The 13578-nt window shown below is 49.7% G+C and carries 10 protein-coding genes, 1 tRNA gene and 1 pseudogene; 3 read left to right on the forward strand and 9 right to left on the reverse strand.

Translation table 11 applies throughout. The features are described from left to right. Positions 1–5: 5 nt before the first annotated feature. From AC559G_RS08580 to nac, 6 genes are all read right to left on the reverse strand, one after another. Positions 6–665, reverse strand: a complete 660-nt coding sequence (locus AC559G_RS08580; RefSeq protein WP_498912221.1) for an amino acid ABC transporter permease — start codon at positions 663–665, stop codon at positions 6–8. Beyond that, positions 662–2032, reverse strand: coding sequence for an MmgE/PrpD family protein (locus tag AC559G_RS08585; protein ID WP_498912222.1), 1371 nt, complete (start codon positions 2030–2032; stop codon positions 662–664). The genes AC559G_RS08580 and AC559G_RS08585 overlap by 4 nt, the downstream gene beginning before the upstream one ends. A 27-nt stretch (positions 2033–2059) precedes the next feature. Then, entirely contained in the window at positions 2060–2845 is a 786-nt protein-coding gene (locus tag AC559G_RS08590) for a transporter substrate-binding domain-containing protein (RefSeq protein WP_095848312.1), read from the reverse strand. Between the two features lie 60 nt (positions 2846–2905). Continuing rightward, a complete protein-coding gene (locus AC559G_RS08595) occupies positions 2906–3880 on the reverse strand; it encodes an agmatinase (RefSeq protein WP_121554676.1) in 975 nt (324 codons plus the stop codon). A 135-nt stretch (positions 3881–4015) separates the two neighbouring features. After that, a complete protein-coding gene (locus tag AC559G_RS08600; protein ID WP_498912223.1) occupies positions 4016–4891 on the reverse strand; it encodes a MurR/RpiR family transcriptional regulator in 876 nt (291 codons plus the stop codon). Positions 4892–5325: 434 nt separating this feature from the next. Next, positions 5326–6246 (reverse strand): nitrogen assimilation transcriptional regulator NAC, encoded by a 921-nt coding sequence (gene nac, locus AC559G_RS08605; protein WP_498912224.1) that lies wholly within the window; start codon positions 6244–6246, stop codon positions 5326–5328. 333 nt (positions 6247–6579) lie between these two features. On the opposite strand from nac, the gene AC559G_RS08610 reads away from it, so the two are divergent. Both AC559G_RS08610 and AC559G_RS08615 read left to right on the forward strand, forming a co-directional pair. Then, positions 6580–6655, forward strand: a tRNA-Asn gene (locus tag AC559G_RS08610). Between the two features lie 692 nt (positions 6656–7347). After that, positions 7348–8559 (forward strand): MFS transporter, encoded by a 1212-nt coding sequence (locus AC559G_RS08615; protein WP_498912225.1) that lies wholly within the window; start codon positions 7348–7350, stop codon positions 8557–8559. Between the two features lie 369 nt (positions 8560–8928). Here the strand turns inward: AC559G_RS08615 and AC559G_RS08620 are convergent, their stop codons facing one another. The 3 genes from AC559G_RS08620 to AC559G_RS08630 are packed head-to-tail and all read right to left on the reverse strand — an operon-like array spanning position 8929 to position 12442. Then, a complete protein-coding gene (locus tag AC559G_RS08620; RefSeq protein WP_498912226.1) occupies positions 8929–10110 on the reverse strand; it encodes an iron-containing redox enzyme family protein in 1182 nt (393 codons plus the stop codon). Positions 10111–10140: 30 nt separating this feature from the next. Then, complete coding sequence (locus AC559G_RS08625) at positions 10141–11331, reverse strand: MFS transporter (RefSeq protein WP_498912227.1); 1191 nt, start codon at positions 11329–11331, stop codon at positions 10141–10143. Between the two features lie 7 nt (positions 11332–11338). Next, a complete protein-coding gene (locus AC559G_RS08630; RefSeq protein WP_498912228.1) occupies positions 11339–12442 on the reverse strand; it encodes a HesA/MoeB/ThiF family protein in 1104 nt (367 codons plus the stop codon). A gap of 440 nt (positions 12443–12882) precedes the next feature. Between AC559G_RS08630 and AC559G_RS08635 the strand changes: the two are divergent. Next, positions 12883–13503, forward strand: a pseudogene (locus AC559G_RS08635) (ArsR/SmtB family transcription factor); the annotation flags it as partial. Between the last annotated feature and the right edge of the window lie 75 nt (positions 13504–13578).

Raw genomic sequence — 13578 nt, forward strand, 5'->3', positions numbered from 1 at the left:
TCTGATTAACGGCCAAAGATAAAACGTGGCCCGATCCAGTTCAGGATGCGGCGCACCAGCAGCGCCAGCAGCAGATAGATCGCTGCGGCGATGATGTACGCCTCGAAGTTGTGAAAGCTGCGGCTGGCAATCAGATTGGCGGCATACGAAAGCTCCTCGGTAGAGATCTGGCTGCATACCGCCGAGCCGAGCATAATGATCACCACCTGGCTACCGATCGCCCCCCACACGCGCCCCAGCGCCGGCGGCAGCACCACTCGAGTGAAAATTTGCCAGCGGTTCAGCGCCAGGCTTTGCGCCGCTTCGATTTGGCTGTGCGGGGTGCTTTGGATCCCGGCCCGCACGATTTCACTGGCATAGGCCGCCAGGTTGAGGATCAGCGAAAGCACGCTGGCGCTCAACGCGGAAAGCTGAATGCCGGCCGCCGGCAGGCCAAAGAAGATAAAGAACAGCTGAATGATATAGGGGGTGTTGCGCACCAGCTCGACGTAGCAGCCCACCGGCCAGCGCAACCAGGCTGGGCCGTTGGCGCGCGCCCAGCCGCAGCCAATCCCCAGTAAAAGGCCAAACAGCGCCGCCAGGAGCGTCATCAACAGCGTGATGCCCGCGCCGCCAAGCAGCGACGGCCACTCCGACAACACGCTAATAAAATCGAATTGCGTCATGTTCCCGTCTCCTGAAATAACAACAGTTGCGACACAGCCAGCCGGTCGATTTGCCACAGCTGGTTCAACAGATGGTATGCCGGCGCGATGCCCAACACCGGTTCGCTGCACTGAAGAAATTTGGCGCCCAGCTCATCATCGCTAAGCGGCACGCTGGCCGCACCGCGCGCCTTGGCCACAAAGTGGCTGCGGCTTGAACCATCGCGCAGGCAAAGCGTCACCTCTGCGCCCTCCGGCGCATCACGCATCAGATCCGCCCGCTGCCAGCGGGCGCTGGAGTGGTAGCGGACCTTCTGCATCAGCAGGCGTAACCGTTCATCCTGCAGGTGTGCGTCGTTCAGATGGCGAAGCAGAACATCCCCGGTCAACAGCGTTTGCGCCAGGGCGAACGGCAGGCTGAACTGTGCCTGCTGCGCATTCAGCGGCAGATCGTAAACCAGGTTGGCGCAGACGATTTCCGGCACATCGCAAACCACACTGTCTATCTGCGCCAGGCTGCACGGCTGTTGCTGCAGCAAAAACAGCAACGCGTCCACCGCCGCATGGGAGGAAAGGCACAGCGGTATGCGCTTGATATCCACCCCGGGTTCGCGCAGGCACCAGTGACGGCTACCCGCCCGTAGCCACTCCGCCGCCCAATGCCCCTGATTACATAACGCAGCGAAGCCAGCCGCATGTTCCAGCGCATTCAACGGCCCGGTAACGCCGGCCTGCGCCATTAGCGCCGCCATCACGCCGCGCTGGGCCGCATAGCCGGCGGTTAAGGGTTTGCTGTCCGTGCCGAACACCGCTTTCATTCCCGCAGCGGAAACCAACGCGATGCCCAATGCATGGGCGCACTGCGTGCTATCCAGCTCCAACAGCGTGGCCGCAGCCGCGCAGGCGCCCACGCCGCCCAACATGCCGGTGGTCCACCAGCCGCGCTGGTAGAGCACGTTTTCCAGCGCCATGCCAAGCCGATACTGGCATTCGCTGCCCAAGGCAATGGCAGTCAGCAGCGCATCGCCCCTGGCCCCTTTGGCATCCGCCAGCGCCAACGCCGCCGGGACAATCACCGCCGAACCATGCACAAAACCGGCGTAGCAGTTATCATCAAAATCCAGCGCATGTGCGGCCACGCCGTTCACCAACGCCGCCGTGGCGGGCGCGGCGTGCAACCCGGTGCCGATCAGCCGCGAAGGCCCCTGTTCACCGGCCACAACCCGGCGGACTTTGCCCGCGACCGGTTGCTGTGCCCCGGCCAGCATAACGCCCAGCGTATCGACCAGGCAGCGCCGAGCCGTGTGCCGAATATCCGCCGGCAGCACGCGGGCGCGGTGCCCGGTCAACCATTCGGCCAGTGCGGCCAAAGCCGGAACCTGATTCATAAGTACGTTACTCCTGCGCCGGCCCTGTTATTCCGGTAACTCGCCCGCAGGCGCGCCCAGCCATTTCTGCGAGATGCGATCCAGCGAGCCGTCCTGTTTCGCCTGGCGAATAATCTCGTTCACTTTCGCCACCAGATCAGGTTGCCCTTTTGGCATGCCGATGTAGCACGGCGAATTCGACAAGATCACTTTCAGCGCAATATCCAGTTTCGGATTCCGCGCCTGGAGGGTGGCGGCGACGGTGGTGCCAATGGCGGCCATCTGCGTTTGCCCGGAGGTGAACGCTGCGATGGTGCTATTGTTGTCCTCAAAGCGCCGGATAATAGCTTTCGGCGCCAGTTGAGTCAGCTCGTCGTCCTGCATGGAACCCCGGGTCACCGAGACGGTTTTGCCCGCCAGCTCTTCCGGTGTGGAAGCCTTCAACGCCTTTGGGCCAAAGACCGCATCAAAAAACGGTGCGTAGGCAATGCTGTAATCAATCACTTTGGCGCGTTCTTCGGTTTTGCCCAGTGATGAGATCGTCATATCGGCTTTACCGGTTTGCAGATAAGGAACGCGGTTTGGCCCGGTAACCGGAATTAACTGCACCTTTACGCCCAGCTGTTTACCGATCAAATGCGCCACATCGATATCCAGCCCCTGCGGCGACATATCCGGTGAAATAAACCCGTATGGCGCGTAGTCTTGCGGCACCGCAATGCGCACCAAGTTACGGCTTTTAATATTTTCCAGCACGGTTGCCGCAGAAACGGAAACGCTGGCGAGAGAAACAAGGCAACAGAGTGCCGCAGACAAAAGGCGATTCTTTGTCATAATATAACTCCGCAATGAATAAATACTTCATGGATGGATATCCTTACAAGATATCCAGGATCACTTCTCTTTCTTAAAATAGCCGGCTCTTACCGCCATCCCGATTAAATTCACAAAGAAACGGCAGGCGGTAATCGCAGTAATTTTATTCACATCTTTCTTTGGCGTAATTTCCACGATATCCATTCCAACAACGCGCCCTTTTTTCACCAAACCGTGAATGAGTTTGCGCATTTCACCATAAGTAACGCCATCTAACGCCGGGCCATTAACCGCCGGCATAATGGTGGGATCAATCCCGTCGGCGTCGCAGGTAATATAATAATTGCCGCCATCCGGAATACGCGCCAGCACGGCTTCGATACCTTCATCATGCAATTGATGCGCCGGGATCAAATGGGCGCCATAGGCCAGTGCGGCATCCACTTCTTCCTGGCGGGCGGAACCATTGGCACGCAAGCCGATTTGGAAAATCTCGTGAACGTGCGCCATTTCCGATGCGCGGCGGATCGGGCTAGAGTAACCATCAGGAACGCCGTTAACCTCATCGCGCCAGTCAAGATGGGAGTCAATGTGGATCAGCGTGATCGGCCCCACGCTGTCCAGCGCGCGCAGCACCGGGATCGGGATGCCGTGATCGCCACCGATAATCAGTGGCATGCCGCCCAGCGCCAGGATTTTACGCACCACCGCCTCGGTGGCTGCATAGTGCTGGCCCAGCGCGCGCGCATCGCCGGCGATATCCCCGCAGTCCACCATGCGGATCGGCTGGTTGTCGGTCATGGAGCCGCCGATGTCGAAATCGTAACGCTCGAAGCTGCGCAGCGCGCGGTCCGTCGCCTGGCGCACCGCCGTTGGCCCATTGGTTTGATCGTTGGTGACTTCATCAATGGAATATGGCGAGCCATAAGGAACCCCCAAGACCGCGATATCCACATAATCGAGCGTATTTAAATCGGTGACGACTTCGGAATACAGCAGGCTTTTGTGGCCATGTTTAGGTGCCGTCGTTAATTCTGGTTTATATGCAGTCATTTCTTTGCCTTTAACGTCAGTGGGAAATTGTTTACAACCAAAACAATTCGAGTTGCAGGGAAAACGCAAACGCGTGGTTAAACCGCGCTAGCGCTCTCCCTTAGAACCAGTTAAAACCTAAAAATCGAGAATATATCAGGTGGTTTTTAACCACTCGCCCAAAGCCCATATTTTCTCCTCGGTATTTTTTACCTTGGAGCGAACATCGCCTTTGGTATTAGCGGCCAGTAGTGCAATTAATATTTCCGTTGCCAGCAGCGCCGGCGTCAATGTGTCAAAAAAGGAATTCGTTTTCTTTTTTACCACGATGGCTTCATTGGAAATTCTCGCCACCGGTGAGCCAGCATTATCGGTGATGGCGACAATTTTCATTTTCTGCTGGTGCATATAGCGCGTCAGGGTGATGGTTTTACGGGCATAAGGGGAAATACTGGTGACGAACAACACATCTTTACTGTTCAGTTCGCGCATCAGCGCCATAATTCCGCTTTCACCGGAGCCATCAATCAAATGCACCTCTGGGTGAAAATAGCTCGCCACATGAGAAAAGTGGTGCGCAATCGGGTAAGACGAACGCAGCGCCAGGCAATATATACGCCGGGCCTGCGCCAGCAGTTTCCCCGCACGCACGATGGTATCCATCTGGTGCGCGCTGCACAGCGTCTGGATATGCGCCACCGTGGTGTCCGCCAGATCGGCCGCCAGCGAGTGGTCCCCCACCTGCTGTTTCATCGCCACCAGGCCCGCCATACGTGATTCATAGGCGTTGCCCTGGCCGCGGATCGCCGAAATGAAGATCGAACGCAATTCATCAAACCCGCTGAAATCAAGATGCTTAGCAAAACGGGTCATGGTGGAGGCCGGCAAACCGGCCATCAGCGCCAGCTCGCGCATCGACATCACCGCAACCTCATGCGGGTGTTCCAGCACAAATGCCGCCGCCTGCTGCTCGCGCCGGGGCAGCATGTCAAAACGGTCTTTTATCAGTTGATTCAGATCTTGTTGGTTCATGGTGGCTCCCCCTTAGCACTTGAACAACTTTGCAACAGGTGGGCCAGTTTTTTATGCCGATGATTCAGTTGAAACACTTCCGGCCGTGCTGCCCACCGCCTGGAAGCATTGAGTATTGAAAAGGGGGAACTCTGTTTGATTGGTTTGATTCAAAATTCATATAAAAAAATTATTTTGAACCAAAAACCACAAAATAAAAATGGTTAACCACACTGCACTATGAGCGGGCCTTTGCCTTATGCTGGTGCGTAATTTGAACCAAAATGAGCCGCTGACGGCAGCCTGGGGGCATAGCCGTGCACCGCCGATAGGGGGAGAAAACGACAGCATGAATCATGCCATCGTCAATGAATAGGGAATGCCGCACATCGGGCGCAGCAGAAGAGCACTAGCCACCGGCGGTTCATTACGAGAAGCCAGGCACCGGGGCGTGACTACACCAGCGCCAGGGCGCGTTTTTCCTGGCCGCGGCTGGTGATAATGGATAACAGAATGTCTTTTACCACCAGCGCCGGCGCAGACAGCGTCTGCTGGCTGGAGACGCACAGCGACAGCGGCACCGTCAGCATCGGCGCGCTGATACGCGCCATCCAGGCTTTGGCCGGGCCCAACATGGCGCGCGCTGCGGATTCGGGCAGGATGGTGGCCCCCAGACCGCCGGCGATAGCCGCACTGAGTGTGGCCGGGGATTCAATTTCGCCCACCACGTTGGCCACCAGCTTGCGCTGCGCCATCGCTTCATCCACCTGATTGCGTACCGCATCCCCTTCCCGCGGCAAAAACAGGTTCAGGCGCGCCACGTCGGCAAGGTCAATGCTGGTGCCGGGGCTAGGCACCGTACGAGTCGCCACCAGATACAGTTCTTCTTTGACCAGCGTAATGGCACTCAGGCCGGACGGCATTTTGGCGCCGTACATCAGCGCCATATCCAACGTTTGATTATCAATCTGGCTGCTTAGCACCGCGCCGATATTTTCATTCAGGCTCAGCAGGATGCCGGGGTGCTGGTCGCGAACCACCTGCAGCAGCGGCAATGCCAGCTGTGCGGCCGCCCCGCCCGGCGTCAGCCCCACCGATACCGGCCCGCTCATTGCCTGCCCGGCGCAGCTCACTGCGCTTTGCGCCTGTTCACACTGGCGCAGAATGCCTTGAGCATGTGCATAAAGGATATTACCCGCCTCCGTCGGCATCACGCCGCGCTTGGTACGGATCAGCAGTTGTTGTTTCAGTTCGCCTTCTAACGTCGCCAGTTGCTGGCTGAGCGCCGGCTGGGCAATATGTAATACCTCTGCCGCCTGCGTCAGGCTGCCAATGTCGACGATTTTCACAAAATATTTAAGACGTCTGAAATTCATACTGCCCCCATCTTGCCGGTTTACCTTCGGATAGAGAATAAGCAGCAAAATTCAGGCCAGATCCCAACCGCCAGGCAAGGCAGTGCTTAACCGTTTGTAAAACAGCAAGAAAAGACACATCCACAACCCCAACTGCACGTGGTAATTTGCGCAAAACCGCCCCACCCGCACCATAAGCATGCAACAAAGCACCTTAAGGGCAGTGCGTTGAACCAGGCAATAACAGCTACAAAAGCAGCAAGTTGGCTAATCTTATAGCAAACGATACGGCAAGCGGATTTCACGCTTTACAAGCCCGGCACACGCCGCTAATATGCGCCCCGTTCACACGATTCCTCTGTAGTTCAGTCGGTAGAACGGCGGACTGTTAATCCGTATGTCACTGGTTCGAGTCCAGTCAGGGGAGCCATTTCTTGTTTTGTGGATGTCTACTGATATTCCTAGGTCATTGAAAGCAGGATAAAAACCTTCTTTTACGTTCTACAGCCTTCCAGTGAAATCTGCCTAACTCCGTTACTTTTAAGTCCATGCTAAAGTCCATCGGGAAGCGGGTAGGTTTAGAGCCGCATTGTTGCTGTTAGTCTTAGCGGCTGGAAACCAGAATCCAACACTGGCCGCCACGCCTATGGCGCTTTCCGATAACGCCGTCCGTCCCGCATCTGGCAAGCCCCTCTATAATCAATCAACGATTGTCGCACTTGTTGGCTTTATGGCAATTAGTCAGATGCTTTGGAACGGCTGTTACTTTCAGGCCATGTGGCGAGCGCTTGTTCAGCAACGGCCTCTAGTACTGCGCGGCTGTAACCAGCCTTGGCCTGAACAGCCATCCCGTTGAGCACAATATAGAGACAAAGCGTTTATGTCTTTCATCTATCCTGAAAATGCGAACAACGGCTCCCGGTTTCACATACCACGTCAGCGACCCAATCGCGTTGGAACATCTAATGGGGGAAGCTAGCGGGCAGTTCTGCTTCGGGGTCGTGCCCAGGAGACATGCCGCGGCTTGATGAACCGGTCAATGCATTCCGGCGCAGTCGGTGCCATACCTCTAAATAGCTTCGCACGGATCTGAAGTGAGCAGAAGAGAGATATAAGCAGATAATGACGACTCAACCTAACCGGCTACCCGCCGCAGCACAGACAAACCCACTGTCCGTAGCCACGACGTTATTGCTCGCCTTTGCCTGTGGCGCCACAACGGCGAATGTCTATTACGCTCAATCAATCGTGGGGCCGATTGCCGCTGGCCTGCAACTCCCCGCGAGCCTTGCCGGCCTGATTGTCACCACGACCCAGATCGGATATGGCATAGGCCTGTTCTTTCTGGTCTGCGTTGCCGATCTGGTGGAAAACCGCAGGCTCGTCTTGATCGCCGCGACCGGCACCATACTTAGCCTGATCGGCGTGGCTTGCAGCACCAGCGCTCCGGCCCTCCTCACCACCTCCCTGTCACTCGGTATCTGCACCGTTGGCAGCCAGATCCTGGTTCCACTGGCCGTGCGATTGTCGCCTGAAGCACAGCGCGGCCAGGTCATCGGCAACATTATGGGCGGTTTGGTGGCGGGCATTATGTTGTCCCGGCCATTAGCCAGTTTTCTCACGGCCTATTGGGGCTGGCGATCGGTCTTTATCTTCTCGGCCGTGGTGATGTTCTGCACGTTATTGCTTTTGGCGAAATCCTTGCCACAATGGCGGCCACGCCCCAGCCGAGGCTATGCGGCAACGCTGCGATCCATGCTATGCCTGCTGGCAACCTCGCGTCCTTTACAGCGCCGGGCTGCTTACCAGGGGACCATGTTTGCGGTATTCAACATGTTCTGGACCGTCGGGCCGCTGATGCTGCATGTCCGCTTTAATATGAGCCAGGTGGGCATTTCCGCTTTTGCGCTGGCGGGGGCCGCCGGTGCGCTTACAGCGCCCCTGGCCGGCAAGATAGCCGACCGTGGCGGCTCAAGATTAGGTACCGCTCTGGCCTTACTTTGCGCCGCCCTCGCCATGCTGATTAGTGAATGGGGGGAAGCCGCCGGATCGTTGCTGATTCTGGTCGCTGCGGCGATTATTCTTGATGCCGCGACCCAGGCGAACCAAGTGTTCGGGTTGCGAACCATCCAGAGCCTGGATGCCGAAGCACGTGGTCGACTGAACGCAGCATACATGACGGTGATATTTTTTTGCGGTGCGCTGGGTTCAGCTTTGGGGTCGATGACCTATTATCATGGCGGTTGGCTGACAACATCCCTGACAGGCGCCACTTTGTTGTTGTTCATTCTGGGAATCTTCACAACCGAATTGCGCACGCCGCGCAAGCCGTAGAGGCGTTCATTGCGGCCATGACTAACTAAATGTGCTGATGAGGCACCATTGGGATAGGCGCCGCCCACCAAATGGTGGGCATTGCAGAGAATGGCCTGTGTAAAAATTCAGTTTGGAATGTATTACCCGCTAAGCTTTCCCCCGTAATCGTTGCCCCATAAAGCTTTGTGTATGGCATATCCGACTCGCCGGGCACTGCCACGACGAGTCAGAGTATTCATTTATGACATTGCTACATAATTAGCGATCAAGGACGCTAAATACAGATTTGAACTCATCGGCACGGCCGAACAGGTCTGGAGCAATCAATGCCAGACTGCCGTGACAAAGTGGTATTTTTTAAAATAAAGCTATTTGTTATATAGATAATTAACTCAATTCCTGACGCAATGCAATTCTTCCTAAATTCTGCAATAAAGGGGTGTTTTCACAAGCAATATAAAAACAAGTCGAGCTATCATTATTTACGTGTTTGTGTTTTGACCAAACTGGAATATATATAGCATCACCAATTTTCCAGTCAACTCTCTGATCCTCAATTATAGAATATCCATGACCAGAAACGATATAAATAATTGTTTCATAATTATGACGATGCAGCCTGGTTTCCTGGCTTGGTTCAAGCTCACCGATTGTCATACTAATTGTATGAGATGGTAAGTCAACGACATGCACTAAATGACGTCTATTCTTAGAAAATACATCATCATATTTAACTGATTTCATTACAGAAGCATGGAGAAGTTTTCTAGGTATTAGCGGTGTCAACATCTCCGGAACCTCAACGAAATGCTTTGAATTAAATCGCTGATGTAACGCGCTTTCATCTGCGTTTTCAATGCCATTCTCTACATTTTCGGTGAAGTTATTGAGGATCCCGGTAAACATATTCAACCTATGATTAATCATTGTTTTACCAATCAAAATTGCTTCATCTCGACATTCAGGACTCTCCAGCGTTAATCGTTCCAAAATCTGGACCATTGTAATAGCGTGGTTTTCGTCTTCTTCAATATGAAGAGGAAAGAATATTATTTCCTCTTCTGAAAAATTGAAATATTTCAGCGCCTCATATACTGGCTTATAAATAATGGGAACTATCGCTTCAGCGCCAAGACACATAGCTGCTAGCCCTTTTATGAGATTATCTGATTTACAGTAAATAAACATACTATCAATAAGCTGCTGCGTTTCGTCAAAGGGACTATGCAGATCAGGCTTAATTTCAGCAGCCCTTAGTACCTTTTGAAATAATTCTGAATGTGTAGGTAATCCTGGCTTATCAATCCCCATTTCCTCAAGAAGATTTTCCATGAGATTGTGTACATCATTGATGTTATTAAATTGATAAATAAGAGAGCATAAATAACGTGTAAAATTTCGAGAGTAAAAGTGTTGTTGGACCAGAAATGATTTAAGGAGTTGAAGACTTGGTTTATCTGATCGAAAATTTTTCATCAACGGATGTTCCGCAAGTCGTACCAAATCGCTAGGATTTATCCAATCTTGCCAGATCGAATCTATTTCAGCGTACTTATTTGCAATCACCATATTCACACTCCTTCTTTAGCAGATGTATATCTAATCGCTCTTAACACAGGATTGACTTAACGAATTGGCAAAGACAAAAAATATAAAGCTTAATAATATCACAAAACCACTAGCCAGATAGATTATATCTATACTCAACGTATGATCTATAAACCAACCACTAACAATTGTGGCAATGGGTATCGCTAAATACGATATAAGTCGGGTTACAGAAACAACTCTTCCCAAAATAAACGTCTCCGTAATCTTTTGCCTATAGGTAAAAAAAGTAACTACGATAATTGATTGAACGAAAGAGGAAAAAGCCCAAACGATCGCCACCATTAACGCATTACTAGTTAACAAAAGAAGAAAACTAAACAAAGCTGTAAATAGTGTACAATACGATATTATTTTAATATCGGATACTTTACCGATAATTGGTACCGCGACTTTGGCACCAACTATTGCGCCTATACCTATTATGAGATAATAAGGTGCTATTTGCTCGTCGGTCAGGTGATAAAATGAGCCAAAAATCCACATTAAATTTGGAAGAACCAAACGAATACCAAAATTAACGGCAAAGAATAAAATAGCTATGTTCCGCAATTCTTTTTTATCCAAAACGTACAGTACGCCTTCTTTCAATGAACAAAAAATACGATTAAAATTAAAACGCGCTTCAGCATGAGAGCGAACATAAGGTATAAAACTAAACGTTGCAAATGAAATAAAATAACAAACAAAAACTACCAGTGAGACAACTTTTTTATCAAAGCCAATCAAAACAAATCCGAGAAATGCAGGAGCTATAATACTAACCAAACTATCAATAACTCCAATGTTAGAATTAACTACTTTTATCCTTTCTTGGCTGAAAACATCGGGGATGATCGTCTGAAAAATAGGATGATGTATAGCAGCAAAGCAAGAAATAACAAACCCGAGAAAAATTATTATGGCAATATTCCCTTGCGTAAAAGGTATTAGATAGATGATGAGACCCACTAAAGCACAGCAGACCTCCCCAAACATAATAATCCTTTTACGATTAAATAAATCACCAAATGCTCCAGCAAAAGGAGTTACTAATATGTAAGGAACAATGTTTACAGCATATGATACTGTCACCAAAAAGGCAGAGTGACTCAGGTCTAAAATTACCAACGGTATAAGAAACCCTGCTAACCAAAAACCTAAAGATGTATTCAGATATGAAAATGTTAATTTATTAAACATATATCCTCTACGAGTTCTTTAAATTCCCACAGCAAGAGCAATTATCATTGCGTTGCCATTTTTCCGTTGTCTCTATAGACAAATCATCGAAACAAAATGACTTCAGCCTGTTAGTCAAAGTAGGAGGTTGTAGACCTGTAATCATCTTGATTGCCTCACAAAGCATGACCCCAGTAGTTACCGAAACCAATGCGGACATGGCTGGAGCGGGAGCTTGATAGTCAATGTTTTCATTATAGTCTTCTGCAACAATATGTGCCTGAAGCTCATCCGCAGGAAGCGAGCTTCGCCAGCACTCGGTACAACCACTTTCACCAGGAATTACGGAATAAAATACGGCTCGCCGCGTATCTAAACCACCATTGATAAAAGGTATACCTAAATCACAACAAGCCTGGTTCAACCATTTAACCATGTAATTCCTTGGCTTGTCGGCTACACAAATCACCAGATCTCGGCCAGAGATTATATCTGTTATATCTTTCGCTGAAGAGATACGCAAATCGATAGCATTAACATTCATTGTTGGACTGAACTCTAAAATTCTTTTCTTGGCTGTTATTACTTTTTTGAAACCGACATCTTCTTCTTTATATAATATCTGCCGATTTAAATTAGATAGTTCAATTTTATCAAAATCAACTATAACTAAATCCTTAATACCTACGGCTGCCAACTCAAAGAGTATATGGCTCCCTAGCCCGCCACAACCAAGCAGGCAAACCTTTGATAACGCAAGTTTCTGTTGGACTTTATATTTATTCTCGCCATATGAAATTAGTGTATTGAAAAACTCAAAATTTCTTGACCACCGATTAGAATCATATTCATCAAGAATATCTCTGGTGGTAAATTGAGTCTCTATTAAATTCAACTCCCTTAAGGTAACCAAATATTCATCAATGTCACTTTCATCTATATCATCATATTTATTCACAAACTGCTTCTTAATTTCACTTTCAGTCTTGTAGTCATTAAGAAGTGTTAAAAATGAATAAATTCGTCCATTATTGTCTTCAAAACTAATCAACTCAGAATTAAACCTAACCGTTGTGTTTTTATTAAATGGTTTATAAACCAGCACAGTGGTTTTCAGTTTTAATTTTTCCATAACGGACATCCTAAGAGAGTTGTTAGGGGAAGGAGGCCGATAACACCTCCTTCCGTTACAGCTTTTAGCCTACGGAGGCCAGAGCAGCATTGCTCGCTTTCATTTTGGTAAATTTCATTTTGAATCTCCAAAATACTATGTTTATTAATAAGTAATGCTTTACTTACGAGTCATTACGAGTTTTTTTACTACACGCAAACAACTTACGGAGATTAACCAACCGCAGCGAGAGTTGCGTTACTTGCTTTTGCTTTGGAAAATTTCATGATATTAACCTCTTGATTAATTGAGATTAGATACTGCTTGCTATTTCGCCGGCACAAGTAGGTTTACTAGGTAAAGAAAACGTTGTCACTAGGTTATAGTTAAGGAGATTATGAACTATGCATGAAGAACCTGATTTAAATCAATTAGCTATAGCCATTTGAAATCCAAATCGAGCCTGTATGTTAGCGTTGCTTATGGAAGGCCGAGCACTCACAGCAAAAGAGTTAGCTTACGGAAGCGGCATTGAGCCAGGAGCTGCTACTGGGCATCTACACCAGTTAGTCGAAGCAGGATTGATCAACTATGTATGCCAAGGGCGTTTCAAGTATTTCCAGCTAGCTACGCCAGAGGTCGCAATGCTGGTTGAAACTATGATGACATTGGCCCCACACAAAAAAGTAAAACGAAAATTACCCGCTAAAGAACTTTGTGATGCTCGTTACTGCTACGATCACCTTGCAGGAAAATTAGGCACTCAAATTTATAAGATGCTAATTGAAAAGAACTTCCTGGAAACTGACCATCGCAATCTACGTTTAACACAACAAGGTAGGGAGTGCTTTGAAAATATTGGTATTGATATAGCCTCTATTGAACAAAGCCACCGTAAAAGAGCTTATCAATGTCTTGATTGGAGTGAACGAACCTTCCATATCGGAGGTGCTTTAGGGAATACTCTGGCCTGTTTTTTTACTGAAAACAGATGGATATCTCGACGTAAAAATTCGCGAGTGGTAGATGTCACAGAAAAAGGAAAAGATCTATTTGAAAAACATTTTTCATTTAAATTTTAATAGTATACGAGAGTGAATATCATTGAGCACAATAGCGCTGAATAACTCAGCGCGGTTGTGCCCACTGAGCAATGA

It is taken from the genome of Gibbsiella greigii (genome assembly GCF_039540155.1).
GTDB lineage: Bacteria > Pseudomonadota > Gammaproteobacteria > Enterobacterales > Enterobacteriaceae > Gibbsiella > Gibbsiella quercinecans.

Coding starts and splice junctions, on each gene's coding strand:
- nac (WP_498912224.1), bottom strand. CDS start 6,246: ATGAATTTCAGACGTCTTAAATATTTTGTGAAAATCGTCGACATTGGC.
- AC559G_RS08625 (WP_498912227.1), bottom strand. CDS start 11,331: ATGTTTAATAAATTAACATTTTCATATCTGAATACATCTTTAGGTTTT.
- AC559G_RS08620 (WP_498912226.1), bottom strand. CDS start 10,110: ATGGTGATTGCAAATAAGTACGCTGAAATAGATTCGATCTGGCAAGAT.
- AC559G_RS08580 (WP_498912221.1), bottom strand. CDS start 665: ATGACGCAATTCGATTTTATTAGCGTGTTGTCGGAGTGGCCGTCGCTG.
- AC559G_RS08585 (WP_498912222.1), bottom strand. CDS start 2,032: ATGAATCAGGTTCCGGCTTTGGCCGCACTGGCCGAATGGTTGACCGGG.
- AC559G_RS08590 (WP_095848312.1), bottom strand. CDS start 2,845: ATGACAAAGAATCGCCTTTTGTCTGCGGCACTCTGTTGCCTTGTTTCT.
- AC559G_RS08600 (WP_498912223.1), bottom strand. CDS start 4,891: ATGAACCAACAAGATCTGAATCAACTGATAAAAGACCGTTTTGACATG.
- AC559G_RS08630 (WP_498912228.1), bottom strand. CDS start 12,442: ATGGAAAAATTAAAACTGAAAACCACTGTGCTGGTTTATAAACCATTT.
- AC559G_RS08595 (WP_121554676.1), bottom strand. CDS start 3,880: ATGACTGCATATAAACCAGAATTAACGACGGCACCTAAACATGGCCAC.
- AC559G_RS08615 (WP_498912225.1), top strand. CDS start 7,348: ATGACGACTCAACCTAACCGGCTACCCGCCGCAGCACAGACAAACCCA.